The organism is Arthrobacter sp. YD4 (assembly GCF_030410515.1).
In the GTDB taxonomy this organism is placed as follows: Bacteria; Actinomycetota; Actinomycetes; order Actinomycetales; family Micrococcaceae; genus Arthrobacter.
This window is the reverse complement of the sequence record NZ_JAUHHD010000005.1, coordinates 152,967-174,338: the sequence shown is the minus strand read 5'-3', so window position 1 is coordinate 174,338 and position 21,372 is coordinate 152,967. Positions and strand designations below refer to the sequence as shown.

The following is a 21,372-nucleotide window of genomic DNA, read 5'->3' as shown; positions in this document are numbered from 1 at the left end:
GCGGCGGACCCGTCGCGGTCAGCCCTTCATGATCTCCGCGCGCCGGGCCATGTAGTCCTCCATCGCAAGCTCGCCGTTGCTGTACATCTGGTCCAGCTCGGCGAGCTTGCGGGCGCGGTAGCCCTGCGCGTTCGACGACGGCGGCAGGACCGGGGGCACATCCTGCGGCTGCGGGGCGGGCCGGGGCGGGTTGTTCCGGTACTGTTCGCTGTCCTCGTAGGGGACCGGCGGCTGCGGCGCGGGGGACTGGTTGGCGGGGTACGGGCTGCCCGGGTACTGGGTACCCGGGGCAGGATTGCCTGGGTAGGGCTGGCCGGCGGGGTACTGGTTTCCGGGGTACTGCTGGCCGGCGGGCGGCTGCGGGGGATTGAGCTGGCCGAAGCCGCCGTAGTAGTCCCGCTGGGTGAAGCCGTCCCGCGGCTGGTTGCTCTGGCCGGGTCCCGGGCCGGTGCCGGGGAAACCTCCGAAGCCGCCCGGCGTGCCCTGGTACGGGCCCTGGTCCCGGTTCTTGTTCTGCACCGAGCGCCGGTAATAGCGCATCGCAGCAGGAATCACGAGGGACAGGATGATGATCCAGAAGAAAATACTCACGGTACCGGGCCTCTCAGAAGATGATCTCCCAGCTTAACGCCCGGCACCCGCGGCCCGTGCCGGACTCAGAACCGCAGGGCGTCGGCGGCGTCCGCGGTGCCGGCCGAACCCCCGGCGGCACCGGTCCCGGTGCCCTTGGGGCCCTCACCGGAGCCCAGCGGCACGCCGGGACCGAACACCGGCCCGGCCAGCGGGCGCTTGGCGGTTATGCCGTCGCCGGAGGAGCGGTGCCGCAGCCGGCGCACCACCCACGGCACGAAGTGCTCCCGGGCCCAGATCAGGTCCCCGGTGCGCGCCTCGCGCCACGTCTGCGGCGGCAGCGGCTTGGGGGAGAGCGGTTCCAGGGTGTGCTGGACGTTCAGGGAATCGAGCACCATCGCGGCGATCGTGTGGTGGCCCAGCGGGGAGAAGTGCAGCCGGTCCGCGTCCCACATCTGCGGGTCGCTCAGCTGCCGGAGGGACCACATGTCCGCGATCACCGCGTCGTGCCGGGCCGCCACCGTGCGGAGGTTCTCGTTGTAGATCGCCACCTTGCTCCGGATCCGGCCCAGCACCGAGGACCCCGTGTCGGGGCCGTTGAACAACACCACCGTGGCACCGTTCAGGCTCAGGATCTGCACCACCGAGTCCAGTCGCTCGGCCAGCACGTCGGGGTCGCCGCCGGGGCGGATCAGGTCGTTGCCGCCGGCGGAGAGGGTGACCAGGTCCGGCTTCAGCGACAGGCAGTTAGCGAGCTGCTGGTCCACGATCTGCTGCAGCAACCGGCCGCGCACGGCCAGGTTGGCGTAGGCGAAGTCGTCGTGCCCGCGGCTGAGCTCCTCGGCCACTCGGTCCGCCCAGCCGCGGTGGCCGCCGGGGCTTGCGGGTTCCGGGTCCCCGATGCCCTCGGTGAAGGAATCGCCCATCGCCACGTAGCGGGTCCAGGGGTGGTTGACCGTGCGGTCCGGATCGTTCTCCGTTGCTTTTGTTTCGCTCACCGTTCCATCCTGCCCCCTGCCCCGCAAATCGCGCCACCGTCGCATGTTACTGATTGGTAACTGCAAGAATGGAGCCATGACTGACGCCGCCGGCTACCCGGCAACCTTTCCCGAACCCGTCGTCCTCTGGTCCCGGCCCGAATCCGAGCGGGCCGGGCGGCCCCTGCTGGTGCTGCTGCACGGCTACGGCGCCAACGAACAGGACCTGATGAGCCTCGCGGACATGCTGCCGCAGGAGTTCGTCGTGGCCGCGCTGCGGGCACCGCTGCCCACCGGCCCCGGCTTCACGTGGTTCCCGCTGACGGCGTCCATCGAGTACTCCCTCGACGCGGTCAAGGAAGCCGCCGCCTACGCCGAGCACTGGATCGACTCGGTCCGCGGGGAACACCCGTCGGTGACGCTGCTGGGCTTCTCGATGGGGATGGCCCTGGCCACCACGTTGCTGCGCCGCCGCCCCGGGGCCTACGCCGCCGTCGTCGGCCTCTCCGGCTTCGCCGTGGACGCCGCCGGTGACCCCACCTTCCACGATGCCGACCTGGATGGCACGGTTCCGATGTTCTGGGGGCGGGACCAGCAGGACCCGGTGATCACCCCGGACAAGATCGAATTCACCATGGGCTGGGTGCGCAGGCACGTCAAGCTCACCAAGGTGCTCTACACGGGCATGTGGCACGGCATCAACCAGCAGGAGGTGGGCCATGTGGGGGAGTTCCTCACCCACGAGGTGCTCACCGCCTAGGGGCCTGCCGTGACGCCGCGCTAGGCTCCCGCGGGGGTGCTGATCCGGACCGACTCGCCGTTGACCGTGACCACGTCGCCGTGGTGCAACTGCCGGCCGCGGCGCTCCTCGATCTCCCCGTTGACCTTCACGAGCCCGTTCTTGATCAGCTCCGCCGCTTCCACCCCGTCCTCGACCAGGCTGGCCAGCTTCAACAGCTGCCCCAGCCGGATCATCTCGTCGCGGATCGGGACCTCATCAATTTCCGGGTTGCTCATACAAGCAATAATGCCTGACCAAAGGTGCCACCAATGACCCACACACCCCGGCTGCCGCTGCCGCTCGGACTCCTCGCCGCCGTCACCGCCGGCCTCCTGGTCCCCGTCCAGGCCCGCGTCAACGGCGCCCTCGGCACGGCGCTCGCCGACGGCCTCGCCGCCGCTGTGGTGAGCTTCACCACCGGCCTGATCCTGATGATCGCCATCTCCCTGGCGCTGCCCAGGGGCAGGGCAGGGCTGGCGGAGGTGCTGCCGGCCCTGCGGGAACGCCGCTTCCCCCGCTACTACGTGCTGGCTGGTGCCATCGGCGGACTCTTCGTCTTCGCCCAGTCCTTCACCGTGGGCCTGCTCGGCGTGGCGCTGTTCACCGTCGCCGCCGTCACCGGCCAGACCCTCAGCGGCCTGTTGGTGGACCGGATGGGCATCGGCCCGGCGGGCAAGCGGCCCATCACCGGCATCCGGGTCCTCGGCAGCGTCCTCACCGTCGCCGCCGTCGCCTGGGCCGTCTCACCCCGGTTCTCCGGGGGCTCCGGCGCCCCCGACCCGCTGCAGCTCATCCTCCCGGTGCTGCTGCCCGTGCTGGCCGGTTTCCTGATGAGTTTCCAGCAGGCGATGAACGGCACCGCCACCGTCCACTACGGCACCCCCATCACCGCCACCCTGGTGAACTTCATCGCCGGCAGCGTGCTGCTGTGGCTGGCCTGGGGTATCAAACTGGCCATCGCCGGGGCCGGCAACGGCCTGCCCGGACAGTGGTGGTACTACCTCGGCGGCCCGATGGGCTGCATCTTCATCGCCGTCGCCGCGTTCCTGGTCCGCAGCCTGGGCGTGCTGGTCACCGGCCTCGGCATGATCGCCGGGCAGCTCCTCGGCTCGCTCGGCCTGGACCTCGCGCTGCCGGCCCCCGGCACCGTCGTCGCCCTCCCCACCGTGCTGGGCACCCTGCTCACCCTCGCCGCGATCGTCCTGGCCAGCCTGCCCTGGTCCCGGAACGCGCTGAAACGGTAGGGGCCACACGGGTAGGCTAGGAGCTTGAATCACCCCGTTCGTACCACCCCGCCCGGCAACCAGCCGGTGACCCGGGGCCAACAGCGCGGACCGCACCCAGCGGCCCTGTAGAAAATGGAGTTCCCATGGCAGCAAAATCCGTACTCGACCAGATCATCTCCCTCGCCAAGCGACGGGGATTCGTCTTCCAGGCCGGCGAAATCTACGGAGGCTCACGCTCTGCCTGGGACTACGGTCCCCTCGGTGCCGAGCTGAAGGAAAACATCAAGCGGCAGTGGTGGCAGTCGGTCGTCCGCGGCCGCGAGGACGTCGTTGGCCTGGACTCCTCCGTCATCCTGCCCCGCCAGGTCTGGGAAGCCTCCGGCCACGTCGAGGTCTTCTCCGACCCGCTGGTCGAATGCCTCTCCTGCCACAAGCGCTACCGCGCCGACCACCTCGAGGAAGAGTACGAGGAGAAGAAGGGCCGCCCGGCCGAGAACGGCCTCAAGGACATCGTCTGCGCCAACTGCGGCACCCGCGGCCAGTGGACCGAGCCGCAGGAATTCTCCGGCCTGCTCAAGACCTACCTGGGCCCGGTCGCCAGCGAAGAGGGCCTGCACTACCTGCGCCCCGAAACCGCCCAGGGCATCTTCGTGAACTTCAACAACGTGCTCACCACCTCCCGGAAGAAGCCGCCGTTCGGCATCGGCCAGATCGGCAAGTCCTTCCGCAACGAGATCACGCCGGGCAACTTCATCTTCCGCACCCGCGAGTTTGAGCAGATGGAAATGGAATTCTTCGTCGAGCCCGGCACCGACGAGCAGTGGCACGAATACTGGATGAAGGAGCGCATGGCCTGGTACACCGGCCTGGGCATCCGCGAGGAAAACCTGCGCTTCTTCGAACACCCCAAGGAAAAGCTCAGCCACTACTCCAAGGGCACCACGGACATCGAGTACCGCTTCGGCTTCTCCGGCTCCGAGTGGGGCGAGCTCGAAGGCATCGCCAACCGCACCGACTTCGACCTCTCCACCCACTCGAAGGCCTCCGGCCAGGACCTGAGCTACTTCAACCAGGCGACCAACGAGCGCTACACCCCGTACGTGATCGAGCCCGCCGCTGGCCTGACCCGGTCCTTCATGGCGTTCATGATCGACGCGTACGTCGAGGACGAGGCCCCCAACGCCAAGGGCGGCGTCGACATCCGCACCGTGCTCAAGCTGGACCCGCGCCTCGCCCCGGTCAAGGCCGCCGTCCTGCCGCTGAGCCGGAACGAGGACCTCTCGCCCAAGGCCAAGGACCTCGCCGCGCAGCTGCGCAAGAACTGGAACATCGACTTCGACGACGCCGGCGCGATCGGCCGCCGCTACCGCCGCCAGGACGAAATCGGCACCCCGTTCTGCATCACCGTGGACTTCGACACCCTCGAGGACCAGGCCGTCACCATCCGTGAGCGCGACACCATGAGCCAGGAGCGCGTCTCCCTGGACAAGGTGGAGGGCTACCTCGCCGCGCGGCTGATCGGCGCCTGAGCATGGCGATCGAGTACCGCCCCTGGCGCGACGGCGACGACCTGGCGCTGCTGGAAATCTGGGGCGGCCCGGAAACGGACCAGGCCCGGCAGTTCCGCGCCGCCCTGGCGCCCTCCAGCAACACCCCCTGGCGCCGCTGCATTGTGGCCGAGGACGTCGTGGACGGCGTGGCCATCCCGGTCGCGGCCGGCGTCGTCCACGAAGCCACGCTGCACCCGGAACGCCTCTGGGTGTACGTCGAGGTGGCCCGGGACCACCGCCGGGCCGGCATTGGCTCGACGCTGCTGGCCATGCTCCGGCACGAGGCCCAGCAGTCGCCCTCCGGCGTGACCCGGCTGCGGACCAAGGTTGAACCCGGCACCCCCGGCGCCGGCTTCGCCGAGGCCGCCGGCCTGACACCCATCCAGCGGTCCCGCCTGGTGGTGGTCGAACCCGGCGCCCTGAAGCTGCCCGTCTTCGGCGACGGCTCCGAGGCCGCGGCTTCCGAGCGGGTTGAGGACCTGGCCACCGGCTCGGTGGAACTGAGCGACGTCGTGGGCCGGTACTACACTGCCGTCCACCACTGGGACACCCCGGGGGAGCTCAGCGTCGCCACGGTTCAGCGGCTGTTCCTCGACGACCTGACGGGGGCCCGCGGGGCGATCGTGCTGCGCGCGCCCAAGGCCAGTGCCTTCGGTGCCGGCGTCCCGGCCAGCAGGAAGGGAAAGCTGCAGGCCTTCGCCGTCAGCTACGCCCAGGGCGCGCTGGAGACGGGTGCACTGGAGGCGGGCACCCCCGACGCCGGCGCGGCCGGGGCCGAGCCCTCGGACGTGTTCCTGGGCCACGACCCGGAGCTCTCCGCCGAGGACGCCCGGGCCGCGGTCCGGGATCTGCTGGCGCTGATCGCCTACCAGTACCCCGTGCTGTTGGAATTGGATGACTCCATGGAGGCGTTGACCGCCGTCGTCGAACCCCTGCTGGAGGCAGGCACCGCCCGGCTGGCCGAGGCGGACACGCTGGTCCTCTCCGACCCGGCCTAAGCCGCCTTAAAACACACTGACCCGCAGCTGTTGTCATGATGACAACGGCTGCGGGTCAGTTGGGTTAAGGGCTACTTACCCGCTACTTTCCCGAAGGAATTACCGGCGGGACGAAGTCGAAGGTCATGCCCAGCAGCCAGACCAGCAGGAGCACCACCGGGAGGTGGAAGAGGAACTGCAGGAAGGTGAAGCCCACCAGGTCCCGGGCCCGCAGCTTCAGCACCGCGAGCAACGGCAGCATGAAGAACGGGTTGACCAGGTTGGGCAGCGCCTCGGCGATGTTGTAGATCTGCACCGTCCAGCCCAGGTTCATTTGCACGTCCGTGGCGGACTGCATCACGTACGGGGCCTCCACCAGCCACTTGCCGCCGCCGGAAGGGACCAGCAGGCCCAGCACCGCGGTGTAGAGGGCAATGACGACGGCGAACCCGCCGCCGCTGCCGATCTGGGCGAAGAATTCGGCCAGATGTCCGGAGATGGTCATGCCGCCGGCACCGGTGGCCTTGGTCAGGATCGCGGCCATCGCGGCGTAGAGCGGGAACTGGACCAGGATGCCGGCGGTGGCCGGGACGGCCTTGGTGACTGCCTGCAGGAAGTTCCGCGGCGTGCCGTGCAGCACCAGGCCCAGGATGAGGAAGACCAGCAGGTAGCCGTTGAGGCTGCTGACCACGGACAGGAACGGCTTGGTCAGGAACTGGGAGACCAGCCAACCCAAAGTCAGGAGCCCGGCCAGGATCGGCAGGATCCGGCTGTATTCGAGCCATTCACCCGGCCGGGACCGGGGCGCCGGCTCGGTCGGGGCGTCGTCGAGGTCCACGCCCAGGTCCTGCGCGGTGCGGATCGAGCCGCCCTGCGGGGCGGAGAAGTGCGCGATCACGGTGGTCAGCAGCATCAGGATGGCCAGGGTCAGCAGCGACTGCCAGGTGAAGATGGTGGTGCCGAAGTCCAGGACGCCGGTGATCTTCAGCAGCGCCGGCGGCAGCGAGGCCGGGGTGGCCTGCAGCTGGGCGGCGGAGGAGGACAGTCCGAGGGCCCAGACGGCGCCGAGGCCCATGAACGCGGCCGCGCCGAGGGCCCGGTAGTCGACGGTGAGGTCCTTGCGGCGGGCGATGGCGCGGGCTAGCAGGCCGCCGAAGATCAGGCTCAGGCCCCAGTTGAGGAAGGACACGGACATGGACATCAGGGCCACGAAGCTGACGGCGGTGCGCGCGGTGGCCGGGACCATGGCCAGGCGGTTGATCAGGCGCGCCACCGGAGGGGACGTTGCCACGACGTAGCCGGTGAGGACCACCATGGCCATCTGCAGGGTGAAGGCGGTCAGGTCCCAGAAGCCGTTGCCGAAGGAGTCGGCGATCGACTGCGGGGAGGCGCCGATGGCGAGAGCGGCAAGGGCGATGATGATGACCCCGGCGAGGGCGAAGATGTAGGCGTCCGGGAACCACTTCTCCGTCCAGGCGGCCATCCGTTGGGCGATCCGGGCGAGACCGCGTTCCTCGCCGATAGTGCTTGTGGTCAGGGCTGTGTTTGCCACCGGGGGTATACCTCTCCATTGAGTGCGTTTTTCTACCCGATGGAGTTTAGCCAGCGCCCCGCCCCGGCCCGGGTTCATCGGCGCGTGTTGGCCCGGCCCAGGCTCTCAGGCGGGCGGCGGAGCGCCGAGCGGTCGGTCTGCGGCGGTCAGCGGCGGAGAAGCTCAGCGGCGGAGCCCAGTGGCGGAGCTCAGCGGCGGCGGGCGCGGGCGCGGCGGGGACCCTCGGCCTCGTCCAGCCGGCGCCGCTGTTCCTCCGTGGGAGCGCCGCCGCCGTGGTCGGCAGGCATCCACCAGGCCCCGGGCGCAGGGCGGAGCGGAAAGTCGGCCATGGCGACGTCGATCCCGTCCTGGAGTGTCGTCCGCAGCGCCTCGGTGGCGGCGGCGACGTCGACCCCCGGCCCGGGAGCGAGGGGTTCGCCCACATGGACCCGCACGGGGGCGCGCCAGGCCCGCAGCGGCGAGAAGCCGTGGTGCCGGGTCATGATCCGGTGCGCGCCCCAGACCGAGACCGGGATGATGGGGACACCCGCCTCGGCGGCCATCCGCACCGCGCCGGTCTTGCATTCGCGGACCTTGAAGCTGCGGCTGACGCCGGCCTCGGGCAGGATCGCCACGTACTCGCCGGCGCGGAGTTTCTGCACGGCGGCGTCGTAGGCGTGTGAGCCGGTCTCGTAGCCGACGATGACGTGCCCGGCGGCGCTCACGGCGGGGCCGGCGAACCAGTGGTCAGCCGCGCCCTGGGTGATGAGGAAGCGCATCTGCGCCCTGTTGCGGGCCCAGAGCAGCAGTTCGGCGGCGGCGAAGTCCAGGTACCCGAAGTGGGTGATCGCGACGACGGCCCCGGAGCCGGGAACCGGGGTGCGGGAGGCGGTGCCGCGGTGGTCCGGGGCCGGCAGGTGCTCCTGGCCCGTGACGATGATCCGGATCTGGAACAACCAGCGCAGGGCCTGCCCGGTGCGCACGATCGAGCGGTAGAAGCGGTCGTTAGGCGCCGGACGCCAGTGCGGGAACCGTCCCATTATTGCCCCCTACCCGTGCCCGTGCCCGTTGCGGCGCGGCGGGTCCGCGGCGGCCACGGCAGGAAGCCCGAGGTCGCCTCGAGGTATTCCTTGTAGCCCGGCCGGCCGGCCATGGCCTTCTCGGTCAGCGGTTTGCCGGTCTTGCCGGCCAGGGTCCAGATCATCAGGGCGGGGGAGAGGACGGTGAGGATGCCCGGCCAGGAGTCCGCCGCCACCAGGAACAGGCCGGCCCAGACGGCCGCGTCACCGAAGTAGTTCGGGTGCCGGGTGTAGCGCCAGAGGCCGGTGTCCAAAACGGTCCCGCGCCGGGCGGGATCGGCCTTGAACTGCGCCAGCTGCCGGTCGCCGACGGTTTCGAAGACGAAGCCGACGGCCCACAGCAGAGCCCCGGCCAGCGCCAGCCAGCCCAGCGGAGCGGTGGCGAACATCCCCACCTGCAGCGTTAGGGAGACGAAGAAGAGCACGATGCCCTGGGGCAGGTAGACGCGGCGCAGGGCGTAGACATCCCGGGAGCCTGGCGCGCCGTCGAGCATGGCGGTGTAGCGCGGGTCCTCGTGCCCGCCGCGCGCCCGGACGCCGATGTGCGCTCCCAGCCGCAGGCCCCAGACTGCCACGAGCACCAGCAGCAGGAGGCGCCGGCCGCCGTCGCCGTGCCCGGCCGAGAGCAGCCAGGACACCGCCGCCACGACCACGAAGCCGGGCCCCCACACCACGTCCATCACCGAGTGCCGGCGCTGCCGGACGGCGACGGCGAAGGTCACGGCCAGCAGTGCCGCCACGGCCAGCGCGGCCCAGGGAAGGCTGGCCAGGAAGGCCTCCAGCGGGAAGTCCAGCGGCGGGAAAGCCCGCATTAGAGAACCACCGGCAGCGCAGCCGCGGCCGGCAGCACCTGGCGGAGCGCATCGGTTCCGGCAGGCCTGGCGCCGGTGCTGGCGGCAAAGGAGTCCAGGATGAAGCCGTTGGCCAGGGAGTTCCAGAGCCCCACCCGGCGGAACATGAAGTGCCCGGCGCCGGTGAGCGAGACGTAGTCGATCGAGGCGGCGATCCCCTCCGCGCGGCGGGCGTAGGCCAGGGAATTCACCGGGCTGGTCCAGCGGTCCTCGTCCCCGTGGACGATCAGGATGCGGCGGCCCGCCACGCGCTCCACCGGCGTCGCGTCGGTCAGCCAGGGGGCGAGGGCGACGACGGCGGCAACCTGCGGATCGTCGGCGACGCAGAGGGCCGTGAGGCCGCCCATGGAGTGGCCCAGCAGGAAGACCGGGACACCCGGGTGTTCGCGCGCGATCTGCGACAGGGCCCAGCGGGCGTCCTGCACGGGGGACATGTCCGGGCCGTTCCAGCCGCGGTACCGGTTCCGCATGGTCCAGACCGCCAGGCCATGCGGTCCGCCCTGGCTGCGCAGGGCCTGGGCGAAGGGCAGCATCCGGGCCGGGCTGAGGTGCCGGGCACGGACCTGGTCGAAGCTGTCCGCCCGTCCACCGTGCAGCACCAGTGCGACGCCGCGGGTCTGCCCCTCGGCGTCGGCGACGCTCAGCTCCGCCCGGGCCTCCGGGCCCGGGCCCGTGTGTTCGCGCTCGTCTGCAATTCGCCTGGCCACGATAGTGTCCTCCACCCTGCTTGTCCTGCCCATACCAACACCGGGCCCGCGGGCGAAGTTCCCGCACGCCGAGTTTATGTCCCACGGTGATTCGGAACCCGCCACGACGGGGATGGGTGCGCCGTGCCACCGTGCCCGGGAGGCATCGTTCTCCCCGTAGGATTTTCGGCATGGAGATCACCTGCTGATGGGCGCCGGACACTCGCACGCCCCGCACCCGGCCGACCCGCCGTCGCCCCGTGCCCTCGCCGCGCGCCGGAAAGCCAACTGGATCCTGGCCGCGGTCCTGGCGCCACTGACCGTCCTGACCATCGTGGCGATGATCCTCCTCTGGCCCTCGGGCAGCAAGGAAGGCCTCACTCTCGCCAGCCCCTACGCCGCCGCCCCCGGCGTCACCTTCGACACCGGGAAGATTCAGCGCGTCGTCACGGGCAACTGCATGGACACCACACAGGGTCAAACGCCAGCGCAGGGGCAGCAGCCGGCCCAGCAGGGCCAGCCCGCCGACGGGCAGTCCGCCCAGCCCCAAGCTCCGGGAACGGGCTCGCAGTGCACCTTCGCCTGGACGGAACCGGACCAGGGCGGCAACCCGGTCAAGGTGGTGATCAACCCCGACGTCGCCAAGTCCCACGGCGTCAAGGTCGGCGACAACATTCGCTACCTCAACCTCTCCCGGGTCCAGGGCGCCGACGCCGGCGGCTCCCCGGCGTTCGTCTTCGTCGACTTCGTCCGGACCCTGCCGATCATCCTGCTCGCGGTGCTCTACGCCGTCGTCGTGATCGCCGTCGCCCGCTGGCGCGGACTGCGGGCGCTCATCGGCCTCGTGGGTGCCTATGCGGTGCTGGTCTCCTTCATGCTGCCCGGCCTCGTGGAGGGCAAACCGCCGCTGCTGCTGGCCCTGGTCGGATCCACCGTGATCATGATCGGGGTGCTCTACTTCGCGCACGGGTTCACCGCCCGGACCTCGACGGCGCTGCTGGGCACCATCTTCGGCCTGGCGATCACCGCCGCGCTCGCAGCCTGGGCCACGGACGCGGCGAACCTGGCCGGCGTCGGGAACCACGACGCCGCCACGCTCGCCAACGTCTCGGACCACATCTCGATCTCCGGAATCATCCTCTGCGGGCTGATCATCTCCGGCCTCGGCGTCCTCAACGACGTCACCATCACCCAGTCCTCCGCCGTCTGGGAGCTCTGGGAACTGGCACCGGAGACCTCGGCACGGAAGCTCTTCGCCTCGGCCATGCGGATCGGCCGCGACCACATCGCCTCCACCGTCTACACCATCGCGTTCGCCTATGCGGGCGCGGCGCTGCCCATCCTGATCATCGTGATGCTCTACGAGCGCCCGCTGGGGGACGCACTGACCAGCGCCGAACTCTCCGAAGAGGTGGTCCGCACCCTGGTCGGGTCGATCGGGCTCGTCCTGGCGATCCCCGTGACCACCCTGATCGCCGTGCTGGTGGTCAAGGCCACCGGGCTCCGTTCGGGCGGGCCCGCGGCGCCGGTTGCAGGCAGTCCGGGACCCGCCGACAACCGGGACCCGCGCCCCGCCGCCGGCCGGGAACCGGCCCCGGCCGTCGACGCCGGTCCGGATGCCCCGCCGGAGAAGCGCCGGGGCCGGCGCGCGGCCCCGGTTTCCACATAGCGGGCACGGCGCGGCCTCGATTTGTCCGGCTTTGAGACAATGGAGGGGTGACTGTTGTAGCAACCCCTCCCGCCCCCAAGCTGGAACTGCCGCCCCTGAAGCTGGGCCCGATCACGGTGGACACGCCCGTGATCCTCGCCCCGATGGCAGGCATCACCAACTCCGCCTTCCGCAGGCTCTGCCGTGAATACGGCGGCGGCCTCTACGTCGCGGAGATGGTCACCTCCCGTGCCCTCGTCGAGCGCACCCCCGAATCGCTGCGCATCATCTCCCACGACGACGACGAAAAGGTCCGCTCCGTCCAGCTCTACGGCGTGGACCCGGTCACCGTCGGCGCGGCCGTGCGGATGCTCGTCGAGGAGGACCGCGCGGACCACATCGACCTCAACTTCGGCTGCCCGGTGCCCAAGGTGACCCGGCGCGGCGGCGGCTCCGCCCTGCCCTGGAAGATCGACCTGTTCACCTCGATCGTCCAGACCGCCGTCAAGGAAGCCTCCAAGGGCAACATCCCGCTGACCATCAAGATGCGCAAGGGCATCGACGATGACCACCTGACCTACCTCGACGCCGGCCGGATCGCCCGCGATTCGGGCGTCGCCGCCGTCGCCCTGCACGGGCGCACCGCCGCCCAGTTCTACTCCGGCCAGGCCGACTGGTCCGCCATCGCCCGGCTGCGCGAGGCCCTCCCGGACATCCCCGTCCTGGGCAACGGCGACATCTGGTCCGCGGAGGACGCCGTCCGCATGGTCCGGGAAACCGGCGTCGACGGCGTCGTCGTCGGCCGCGGGTGCCAGGGCCGGCCCTGGCTCTTCGGCGACCTGATGGCCGCCTTCGAGGGCAGCGACGTCCGGCACAAGCCGGGACTGCGGCAGGTCGCCGAGGGTATCTACCGGCACGCCGAACTGATGGTCGAGACCTTCGGTGACGAGGGGAAGGCCCTGCGCGAGATCCGCAAGCACATGGCCTGGTACCTCAAGGGCTACGTGGTGGGCAGCGACCTGCGCCACCGGCTGGCCCTCGTCACCAGCCTGGAGGTGCTCCGCGGCACCCTGGACGAGCTGGACCTCGACTCGCCCTACCCGGGCGTCGACGCCGAGGGGCCCCGCGGCCGCGCCGGCTCGCCGAAGAAACCCGCACTGCCCAAGGACTGGCTGCTGGACCGCCGCCTGAACGCGGAGCAGTCCCAGGAGATCGCCGCCGCCGAACTGGACGTCTCCGGTGGCTGAGACCCGGACCGCCGCCCCGGTGCTGGACGGCTACGTGGAGAGCGACACCGCCCGCTGGGTCGAGGAGCCGCCCAAGAGCACCTACCGGTCCGACTTCGAACGGGACCGCGCCCGGGTGCTGCACTCCTCGGCGCTGCGCCGGCTCGGCGCCAAGACCCAGGTGGTCGCCCCGGATACCGACGACTTCGTCCGAACCCGGCTCACGCACAGCCTCGAGGTCGCCCAAGTGGGCCGCGAACTGGGCCGCGCCCTGGGCTGCGATCCCGACGTCGTGGACACCGCATGCCTCAGCCACGACCTGGGACACCCGCCCTTCGGGCACAACGGCGAGTCCGCCCTGAACGAGGTGGCGCACGCGATCGGCGGCTTCGAGGGCAACGCCCAGACCCTGCGCCTGCTGACCCGGCTGGAACCGAAGGTCCTCGCCGCGGACGGCCGCCCGGCCGGGCTCAACCTCACCCGGGCCAGCCTCGACGCCGCCGCCAAGTACCCCTGGTCGGCGGAAAACGCGCCGGTCATCCACGGCCAGCGCACCAGCAAGTTCGGCGCCTACGAGGACGACCTGCCCATCTTCGACTGGATCCGCGAGGGCGCCCCGGAGCGGCGCTCCTGCCTCGAGGCCCAGGTCATGGACCTGGCCGACGACATCTCGTACTCGGTGCACGACGTCGAGGACGCGATCGTCGCGGGGCACTTCCAGCTGCGCTGGATGGACAATCCGGACCACCGCGCCCGCGTCGTCGGCTACGCCAAGCAGTGGTACCTGCCGCACAACGACCCGGCCGCGATCGACGCCGCCCTGGCCCGCCTCGAGGCCACCAGCGTGTGGGTCCGCGAGGCCGACGGCAGCCGCAAGTCCATGGCGGCCCTGAAGGACATGACCAGCCAGCTCATCGGCAGGTTCTGCCAGAGCGCCCTGGAGACCACCCGCGCCGTGTACGGGCCGGAGAACCTCACCCGCTACAACGCCGAACTGATTGTCCCGGACGAGACCGTGATGGAGATCGCGGTGATGAAGGGCCTGGCCACCACCTTCGTGATGACCACCGAACACCGGCAGCCGATCTACGAACGCCAGCGCGAGGTCCTGCACGCCCTGGTGACCGCGTTGAACGCCACCGGCGACCGGCACCTCGAGCCGATGTTCGCCGCGGACTGGCGCGCCGCCGGCGACGATGGCGCGCGGCTGCGGGTCGTCATCGACCAGGTGGCCTCGCTGACCGACGGCTCCGCGCTGGCTATGTATGAACGGCTGGTCGGCAGCCTACCGTCACTGTGGTGACAGGGGGAGTGACTAGGATGGCTCCGTGGCCGGCCTGATCAAACGCGAAGACATCGACGAGGTGCGCCAGCGCACCGACATCAAGGAAGTCGTCGACGGCTACGTCACGCTCAAGGGCGCCGGCCTCGGCTCCTATAAGGGCCTCTGCCCATTCCACGACGAGCGTTCCCCCTCCTTCACCGTCCGCCCCCAGGTGGGCCGGTACCACTGCTTCGGCTGCGGCGAGGACGGGGACGTGATCTCCTTCGTGCAGAAGCTGGACCACACCACCTTCCATGAGGCGGTCGAGAAGCTCGCCGCCCGGATCGGCTACGAGCTCCGCTACGAGGACGGCGGCTCCGGCCCTAACCGCGAGGAGATCGGCCGCCGCCAGCGGCTCCTTGACGCGCACAAGATCGCCGACGAATTCTTCCGCGCCCAGCTCCTGACCCCCGGCGCAGCCGAGGGCCGGAACTTCCTCTACGGCCGCGGCTTCGACCGGGCCGCCTCCGAGCAGTTCGGCGTGGGATATGCCCCGCAGGGCTGGGACTCGCTGCTCAAGCACCTCCGCGGCCGCGGCTTCACGGACGCGGAACTCAAACTCACCGGCATGTTCTCCGAGGGCAACCGGGGGATTTATGACCGGTTCCGCGGCCGGCTGATCTGGCCCATCCGCGACATCGCGGGGGACACCATCGGCTTCGGCGCCCGGAAGCTCTACGAGGACGACCAGGGCCCCAAGTACCTCAACACCCCGGAGACGGCGCTCTACAAGAAGTCTCATGTCCTCTACGGCATCGACCTGGCCAAGCGCACCATCGCCAAGGACCGGCAACTGGTGGTGGTGGAGGGGTACACCGACGTCATGGCCTGCCACTTGGCCGGTGTGACGACGGCGGTGGCCACCTGCGGCACCGCCTTCGGCACGGACCACATCAAGATCGCCCGCCGGCTGCTCTCCGACGACGGCAGCGGCGGCGAGGTCATCTTCACCTTCGACGGCGACGCCGCCGGCCAGAAGGCCGCCCTGCGCGCCTTCGAGGAGGACCAGCGGTTCGTCGCACAGACGTACGTGGCGGTCGAACCCACCGGGGCCGACCCCTGCGACCTGCGCCAGGCCAAAGGCGACGCCGCCGTGCGCGACCTGATCGGCACCCGCCGCCCGCTCTTCGAATTCGCCATCCGGGCCACCCTGCGCCGGCACAACCTGGACACCGTGGAGGGCCGGATCTCGGCGCTGCGCGAGTCCGCCCCCGTCGTGGCGCAGATCCGCGACGCCGGCATGCGCCCGGCCTACGCCCGCGAGCTCGCCGGCTGGCTCGGCATGCCCGTGGAGGACGTCAGCCGGGCCGTGGGCGCGGCCATGAAGCGCGGCACCCAGGGCGGTCCCGGTCAGCAGGGCGGCCGCGGGGGAGCGGGCCAGGGCAACGGCTTCGGTTCCATCGGTCAGCAGGGTGGGTACCAGCAGAACCAGCAGGGCTACCAGAATCAGGGTGGCTACCCTCAGCAGGGCCAGAACCCGGGTGCACCGGGGGTGGCGCCGCTGCCGCCGTCGGCCGCGCTGCCCGCGTTCAACCGTCCCGATCCCCGCGACCCCGTCGCGGCGATGGAACGGCAGGCGCTGGAAGTGGTGCTGCAGCAACCCTCGATGCTGGAGGGGACCACCTGGGAGCGCTTCTCCGAGGCGCGGTTCTCCACCCCGGCCTACCTCGCGATCCACGAGGCCATCCGCGCCACGGGCCTGGCCTCGGCCGCGGATCCGGCCCGCTGGGTCGCCGAGCTGCTGCAGGAGGTGCCGGAACCGCTCCGTCCGCTCGTCTCCGAGCTCTCGGTGGTGCCGTTGCCGGCCAGCACCGAGGACGCCGTGCAGCGCTACTGCCGGGACATCCTGGCCCGGCTGTTCGAACTGCAGATCACGCGGGTCAAGGCGGACAAAATGGGCCAGTTGCAGCGCCTCGACGCCGCCGCGAACCCGGAAGAGTTCCAGCGACTCAACCGCGAGCTGATGGAACTGGAGATGCAGCGGCGGTCCTTGCGCGCCGATTCCTGAGGCCTCGCCCCGCAACCGGGGCCCGGCGGCCGTCGATTTCGCTTCCGGGCCGCGGGTTTGCTAGGCTAGTACCCGCTTCATTCCTCCTTAGCTCAATTGGCAGAGCATTCGACTGTTAATCGAAGGGTTGCTGGTTCAAGTCCAGCAGGAGGAGCGCACAGTCCCCGTTCCGGTCCGCCGGAGCGGGGACTTTTTTATACCCGGCGGGGGTATCTGCCGAGGCGCCGGGGGCCGATTTCCTTAGCGGTAAAACCTTTGCTAATGTCATACCTGCTTCATTCCTCCTTAGCTCAATTGGCAGAGCATTCGACTGTTAATCGAAGGGTTGCTGGTTCAAGTCCAGCAGGAGGAGCGGACAGGCCCCGCGGCCGGCGAAAAGCCGCCGCGGGGCCTTTTTTGTGCGTTCAGACGAAGAACATCTCCACCTGCAGGAAGCGTTCCGCCTCGCCGACGGCGGCCCGGAAGGCCTCTTCCTCGGTGGGGGACTGCCGGGGTTCGCGGGGGTGCCATTCGTGGGCGCCGGAGTGGACCCGGGTGAACCCGCCGCGCGGCGGGGCGTAGAAGATGCCGAAGCGCTGCACCGGCCATTCCGGGGACGTCTCGGGAGCCACCAGCAGGGCGGCGTCGAAATCGGGGTTGTACCACTGCGCGATCGGCCGACGGCGGTCCTCGGTAAAGAGCCCTGCCGCGTAGAGCGCCGCCGATTGGGGGCTTGTCTGCGAACACAACCGCTCCCACCACAGAGGCAGGATGCCGTCATCGCACCGCTGCCACGTGGCCGGGAGGGGAGGGAGATCCTGCCGTTCGGGCACACCACAACCTTATCGCCCGCCGCCGGGCGGGAACAGGGCCGCGACCGGCCCCGAGGGGCAACCGGAGCGTCCTTCGAGGAGCGCCGGGTCAGTGGATCGAAGGTACCGTCCGCGGCCGGACCACGAGCCAGAGCGCGGCCGCCGCCAGCAGAATGCAGCCGGCCTGCACGGCGCCCATCGGCGTCGCCGACTCGACGCCCAGCCAGCCCACGACGGGGGAGATGATCCCGGCCATGAGGAAGGTCGCGGCACCCAGCAGGGACGCCGCCGTGCCGGCCTGGGCGCCGTGGTTGGCCAGCGCCAGGACCTGGACGCACGGGAAGGTAAAGCCGGCCCCCAGGATGTAGAACCACAGCGGCACCATCACGCCCCACAGCCCCAGGCCGGCCCGGTCGAAGACGACGATCAGCAGGGACATCAGGAACATCCAGGCCGTGGAGCAGGCCACGATCCACTGGGGCGGGACGCGCTTGATCAGCCGGGCGCTGGTCTGCACCCCGGCCACGATCCCCAAGGAGTTGATGCCGAAGAGCAGGCCGTACTGCTGGGCCGAGAAGCCGAAGACGTCCTGGAAGAGGAAGGGCGAGGCCGAGAGGTAGGTGAACAGGCCGCCGAAGTTCATGCCGCCCAGCAAAAGGGTGCCTACGAAGATGCGGTCCGCGAACAACACCCGGTAGCGCTGGCGCATCGTCATGCCCGAGGCGCCGCGCAGGTGCGCCGGCAGCGTCTCGCGGACCAGGAACAGCGCCGCGATGATCACGCAGCTGCCGTAACCGGCCAGGAACAGGAAGATGCCCGGCCACGCCGTCAGCAGGAGAAGCTGCGAGCCGATCACCGGCGCCAGGATCGGGGCCAGGCCGTTGACCAGTGCCATCCGGGAGAACATCCGCACCATGGCGTAGCCGCTGAACAGGTCGCGCACCATGGCCATGGCGACGACGCCGCCGCCCGCCGCGCCGATGCCCATGAGCACCCGGAACAGGCCGAGGGTCCCGATGTCCGTGGCCGACGCCGCCCCCAGGGACGCGCCGATGTGCAGGGCGGTGGCGAGGATCAGCGGCATCCGGCGGCCGAACCGGTCGCTGAGCGGTCCCACCACCAGCTGGCCGAGCGCGAAGCCCACGGTGGTACCGGTCAGGGTCAGCTGGACCGCCGCCTCGCTGACGCCGAGGCTGGCCTCCAGGGCCGGGAAGGCCGGCAGGTACAGGTCCACCGTGAAGGGTCCCAGTGCCGTCAGGGCGCCCAGCATGAGGATATAGAGAAGCTTGCGGCGGCGGGTCAGGGAATCGCCCGGATTGCTGGGTGTCTGCACAGAGGTCAATCCTAGGGCCGGGGCGGCGGCACGGACAGCGCCGCCGGCCGCCGCCGCCGGCACGACGCGCGGCACGACGCCGGGCACGACGCCGCGCAGGACGCGGCGCGCGTCGCCTAAACCCGACGCGCAGGCGCCCGCGCCTTCCGCTGGCCGCCGTCGGCGCCCCGAATGATAGTTTTGACACCTGGGCGTGCAATCAGCCGCGCAGGCCCGGGCATTTCAGCGGAAGCAGAACGACAGATGGCACCAGTTAGGCGGAACCGATGAGCGGACGGCACACCGGCAGGACCGGCGGGGGGCTGCGCCTTTCCGCGTTGCCCAAGACCTTGAAACTGATCTTTAAGCTGGCACCGCGGCAACTTAACGATGAGATTGCCTTCGCCAAGGCCGAACTCAAGCGCAAGGGCATCCAGCTCGGCATCGCGGCGGCCTTCGCCGTCGTCGCCCTGATTTTCGTCCTGCTGCTGGTCATCGGACTCGTCGTGGCGGCCATCATGGGCCTGGCCACGATCATGCCGGCCTGGCTCGCGGCCCTGCTGGTCTGCGCCCTGTTCCTGGTCATCGCCCTGATCGTGGGACTGATCGGCGTCAGCCGCTTCAAGAAGGCCATGCCGCTGGTCCCCGAGGAGACCATCCGCGGGCTGAAGTACGACCTCGGCATCGCCAAGGAGGGCTCCTCCTTCGACCCGGCCGTGCTGGACCCGAACACGCCGCAAGCCAAGGCCGCGAAGGCCGCCAAGGAAGCGGCCGCAGCCCGGGCGAAGGCGGAAAAGGAAGCGAAGAAGGCGGCCGAACAGCCCGACCTCGGCCCCGCCCCCTCCGAAGATGAGCTGCGCCGCCGGCTGGACCAGCGCCGCCGCCACCTCACCGGCGTCCGCGACGAACTCGGCGAGGAACTGGACCTCAAGGCCCAGGCGCAGATCCTCCTCGCCGCCGGCCAGCAGCGCGTCGAAGAGGGCAAGGAACTGGTCGACGACCGGATCGCCGCCCTCCGCGGCCCCTCCGCCACCACTCCCGGCGCCCGGCCCTCCACCGGCAGCTCCGGCTCGGCTCCGGCCGCGGACCTGGCCAAGCGCTGGAAGCCGCTGGCAGCCTTCGCGGCGGCCGCCACCACCTTCGTCGTCCTGCTGCGCCGCCTGCTCAAGGGCTGACAGGACTGTAAACCTCGACAACGAATGGACACCGGCAGCGGAAAGGGAGGCCGAATGAGGTTCATCGGCGCTGGCGCGCGTCCCGGCCAACCCCAAATCCATTCGGATGTGGTCTTCACGGTCCCCAATCTCCTCACCGTGGTGCGGTTCCTCGGCGTTCCGCTGTTCATCTGGCTGGTCCTCGCGAAACAGGAGTACGGTGCCGCCGCCCTGGTCCTGGCCCTCATGGGCAGCACCGACTGGGTGGACGGCTACATCGCCCGCCGCTTCAACCAGATGTCCAACCTCGGCCGAATCATGGACCCGATCGCGGACCGGCTGGCCCTGATCGCCGTCGCGGTCACCCTCGTGATCGCCGGCGTCGTCGAGTGGTGGTACCTGACCGCCCTCCTCGTGCCCGACCTCATCCTGATGACCATCTCGCTCTACTACTTCCACAGCCACCCCGACCTCCCGGTCAGCCGTGTCGGCAAGATCCGGACCGCGCTGCTGCTCCTCGGCACGCCCCTGCTGGTGCTCTCGAAGCTGCAGCTGCCCGGCGCCGAGGGCTACTTCGTGGCGGCCTGGGCCTGCCTGGGCCTCGGCCTGATCGGGCACTGGATCGCCGCCTATAACTACTTCTGGGCCATCATCCGCAAGGGCCGCGGACAGCGGCCCGCCGCAGAAAGCAGCACCGCCGTGAACCCGCAGGAACGTTCCAACGACGACGGCGGGCCCCGCTGATGGTCTGGCTGGCAGTCGTGCTGGCCGTCGCCGGTGCCTTCTTCCTCGCCTTCGGCGCGCAACGGCAGGGCAGCGCGGTCAAGGCAGACACCGGCGGACTGGCCCTGAGCTCCAACGGCCTGCTGCGGCTGATCCGCAACCGGCGCTGGATCCTGGGGCTCCTGCTGCTGTGCGTCGGCACGGCCATGAACGCCATCGCCCTCGTGTCCGCCCCGCTGACGGTCGTGCAGCCTATCGGCGCCATCGCGCTGGTCATCACCACGGTCATCAACGCCAAGGACCAGGGCCTGAGCATGAACCGGGCCACCGTGGTGGCGATCAGCTGCTGCGTCACCGGCTCCGCCCTGTTCGTGGTCCTGGCCGTCACGGTCACCCAGGAGAACCACCATGTCAGCGCCGCGGACGAACTCACGGTGGTGCTGCTGCTGGCCCTCGTCGTGGCCCTGTTCGGCACCCTGGCGCTGCTGTTCAAGCACCGGATGAGCGCCTTCGTCTATATCATCGGCGCCGGCATGCTGTTTGGCTTCGTTGCCGTCCTGACCCGCATCATCGGCCGGCACCTGCTGGACCCCAACGGGCTGTTCCTGCTCAACGTGCAGTGGTACACCCTGCTGGCGATCCTCGCCGCCGGCGGCTTGGGTTCGTGGTTCGTGCAGAGCGCCTACTCGGGCGGTCCACCGGATCTGGTCATCGCCGGCCTGACCGTGATCGATCCCATGATCGGCATCGCGATCGGTGTCGTGATCCTCGGCGAACTGCGCCCCGATGTCCACGCCGTGACCGCGATCGCCATGGGAGCCGCGGCTCTCCTTGCTATCGTGGGAGTGATCGCCCTGTCCAGGCACCACCCCGAGGTCACCAAGCGCAAGAAAGACGCGCGGAAGGCCGCGGCGCGGAGGCCCTAAGGCGACGCCACAGACTTCAGGCGCCGGCTGGC

Annotated in this window: 20 protein-coding genes and 2 tRNA genes; 13 read left to right on the top strand and 9 right to left on the bottom strand. The window is 70.1% G+C overall.

All coding sequences use genetic code 11. The features are described 5' to 3' along the window. Window positions 1-18 precede the first annotated feature (18 nt). Together QWJ39_RS13805 and QWJ39_RS13800 are read right to left on the bottom strand one after the other, a co-directional pair. Window positions 19-591, bottom strand: coding sequence for a hypothetical protein (locus tag QWJ39_RS13805; protein ID WP_290258424.1), 573 nt, complete (start codon window positions 589-591; stop codon window positions 19-21). A gap of 65 nt (window positions 592-656) precedes the next feature. Continuing rightward, window positions 657-1,496: an SGNH/GDSL hydrolase family protein gene (locus tag QWJ39_RS13800; RefSeq protein WP_290258579.1), complete on the bottom strand. Its 840-nt coding sequence runs from the start codon at window positions 1,494-1,496 to the stop codon at window positions 657-659. A 148-nt stretch (window positions 1,497-1,644) separates the two neighbouring features. Here QWJ39_RS13800 and QWJ39_RS13795 point away from each other — a divergent pair, with 148 nt between their 5' ends. Continuing rightward, window positions 1,645-2,307: a phospholipase gene (locus tag QWJ39_RS13795; protein WP_290258423.1), complete on the top strand. Its 663-nt coding sequence runs from the start codon at window positions 1,645-1,647 to the stop codon at window positions 2,305-2,307. Window positions 2,308-2,327: 20 nt separating this feature from the next. Here QWJ39_RS13795 and QWJ39_RS13790 read toward each other — a convergent pair whose 3' ends face one another. After that, entirely contained in the window at window positions 2,328-2,564 is a 237-nt protein-coding gene (locus QWJ39_RS13790; protein ID WP_290258422.1) for an RNA-binding S4 domain-containing protein, read from the bottom strand. Window positions 2,565-2,597: 33 nt separating this feature from the next. Between QWJ39_RS13790 and QWJ39_RS13785 the strand changes: the two genes are divergently transcribed. The 3 genes from QWJ39_RS13785 to QWJ39_RS13775 all read left to right on the top strand — a co-directional run bounded on the left by QWJ39_RS13785 (window position 2,598) and on the right by QWJ39_RS13775 (window position 6,102). Continuing rightward, window positions 2,598-3,572, top strand: a complete 975-nt coding sequence (locus QWJ39_RS13785) for a DMT family transporter (protein ID WP_290258421.1) — start codon at window positions 2,598-2,600, stop codon at window positions 3,570-3,572. A gap of 125 nt (window positions 3,573-3,697) precedes the next feature. Next, window positions 3,698-5,083, top strand: a complete 1,386-nt coding sequence (locus tag QWJ39_RS13780; protein ID WP_290258420.1) for a glycine--tRNA ligase — start codon at window positions 3,698-3,700, stop codon at window positions 5,081-5,083. 2 nt (window positions 5,084-5,085) lie between these two features. After that, window positions 5,086-6,102 carry a GNAT family N-acetyltransferase gene (locus QWJ39_RS13775; RefSeq protein ID WP_290258419.1) on the top strand — a complete coding sequence of 339 codons (1,017 nt, stop codon included), beginning with the start codon at window positions 5,086-5,088 and terminating at the stop codon, window positions 6,100-6,102. Window positions 6,103-6,184: 82 nt separating this feature from the next. Here QWJ39_RS13775 and QWJ39_RS13770 read toward each other — a convergent pair whose 3' ends face one another. From QWJ39_RS13770 to QWJ39_RS13755, 4 genes are all read right to left on the bottom strand, one after another. After that, the gene (locus tag QWJ39_RS13770; protein WP_290258418.1) at window positions 6,185-7,633 is read right to left on the bottom strand and encodes a TIGR00366 family protein; all 1,449 of its coding nucleotides are present in this window, start codon (window positions 7,631-7,633) and stop codon (window positions 6,185-6,187) included. A gap of 188 nt (window positions 7,634-7,821) precedes the next feature. Further along, entirely contained in the window at window positions 7,822-8,652 is an 831-nt protein-coding gene (locus QWJ39_RS13765; RefSeq protein WP_290258417.1) for a lysophospholipid acyltransferase family protein, read from the bottom strand. Further along, window positions 8,652-9,503: a DUF1295 domain-containing protein gene (locus tag QWJ39_RS13760; RefSeq protein WP_290258416.1), complete on the bottom strand. Its 852-nt coding sequence runs from the start codon at window positions 9,501-9,503 to the stop codon at window positions 8,652-8,654. Before QWJ39_RS13760 ends, QWJ39_RS13765 begins: the two co-directional genes overlap by 1 nt. Continuing rightward, window positions 9,503-10,249 carry an alpha/beta fold hydrolase gene (locus tag QWJ39_RS13755; RefSeq protein ID WP_290258415.1) on the bottom strand — a complete coding sequence of 249 codons (747 nt, stop codon included), beginning with the start codon at window positions 10,247-10,249 and terminating at the stop codon, window positions 9,503-9,505. Before QWJ39_RS13755 ends, QWJ39_RS13760 begins: the two co-directional genes overlap by 1 nt. A 187-nt stretch (window positions 10,250-10,436) precedes the next feature. On the opposite strand from QWJ39_RS13755, the gene QWJ39_RS13750 reads away from it, so the two are divergent. The 6 genes from QWJ39_RS13750 (at window position 10,437) to QWJ39_RS13725 (ending at window position 16,786) form a co-directional block, all read left to right on the top strand. Next, entirely contained in the window at window positions 10,437-11,897 is a 1,461-nt protein-coding gene (locus QWJ39_RS13750; RefSeq protein ID WP_290258414.1) for a YibE/F family protein, read from the top strand. Between the two features lie 47 nt (window positions 11,898-11,944). Next, window positions 11,945-13,123, top strand: a complete 1,179-nt coding sequence (gene dusB, locus QWJ39_RS13745; protein ID WP_290258413.1) for a tRNA dihydrouridine synthase DusB — start codon at window positions 11,945-11,947, stop codon at window positions 13,121-13,123. Beyond that, entirely contained in the window at window positions 13,116-14,405 is a 1,290-nt protein-coding gene (locus tag QWJ39_RS13740; protein WP_290258412.1) for a deoxyguanosinetriphosphate triphosphohydrolase, read from the top strand. The genes dusB and QWJ39_RS13740 overlap by 8 nt, the downstream gene beginning before the upstream one ends. A 25-nt stretch (window positions 14,406-14,430) precedes the next feature. Continuing rightward, window positions 14,431-16,434 (top strand): DNA primase, encoded by a 2,004-nt coding sequence (gene dnaG, locus QWJ39_RS13735; RefSeq protein ID WP_290258411.1) that lies wholly within the window; start codon window positions 14,431-14,433, stop codon window positions 16,432-16,434. An 81-nt stretch (window positions 16,435-16,515) separates the two neighbouring features. Then, window positions 16,516-16,588 (top strand) — tRNA-Asn (locus QWJ39_RS13730). 125 nt (window positions 16,589-16,713) lie between these two features. After that, window positions 16,714-16,786, top strand: a tRNA-Asn gene (locus QWJ39_RS13725). Between the two features lie 52 nt (window positions 16,787-16,838). Here the strand turns inward: QWJ39_RS13725 and QWJ39_RS13720 are convergent. Next, window positions 16,839-17,246: a hypothetical protein gene (locus QWJ39_RS13720; RefSeq protein ID WP_290258410.1), complete on the bottom strand. Its 408-nt coding sequence runs from the start codon at window positions 17,244-17,246 to the stop codon at window positions 16,839-16,841. Between the two features lie 88 nt (window positions 17,247-17,334). Further along, window positions 17,335-18,558, bottom strand: a complete 1,224-nt coding sequence (locus QWJ39_RS13715) for a multidrug effflux MFS transporter (protein ID WP_290258409.1) — start codon at window positions 18,556-18,558, stop codon at window positions 17,335-17,337. A 266-nt stretch (window positions 18,559-18,824) separates the two neighbouring features. On the opposite strand from QWJ39_RS13715, the gene QWJ39_RS13710 reads away from it, so the two are divergent. The 3 genes from QWJ39_RS13710 to QWJ39_RS13700 are packed head-to-tail and all read left to right on the top strand — an operon-like array spanning window position 18,825 to window position 21,340. Further along, window positions 18,825-19,712 (top strand): phage holin family protein, encoded by an 888-nt coding sequence (locus QWJ39_RS13710; protein WP_290258408.1) that lies wholly within the window; start codon window positions 18,825-18,827, stop codon window positions 19,710-19,712. 54 nt (window positions 19,713-19,766) lie between these two features. Further along, window positions 19,767-20,435: a CDP-alcohol phosphatidyltransferase family protein gene (locus QWJ39_RS13705; protein ID WP_290258407.1), complete on the top strand. Its 669-nt coding sequence runs from the start codon at window positions 19,767-19,769 to the stop codon at window positions 20,433-20,435. After that, window positions 20,435-21,340, top strand: a complete 906-nt coding sequence (locus tag QWJ39_RS13700; protein ID WP_290258406.1) for a DMT family transporter — start codon at window positions 20,435-20,437, stop codon at window positions 21,338-21,340. Before QWJ39_RS13705 ends, QWJ39_RS13700 begins: the two co-directional genes overlap by 1 nt. Window positions 21,341-21,372: the final 32 nt, after the last annotated feature.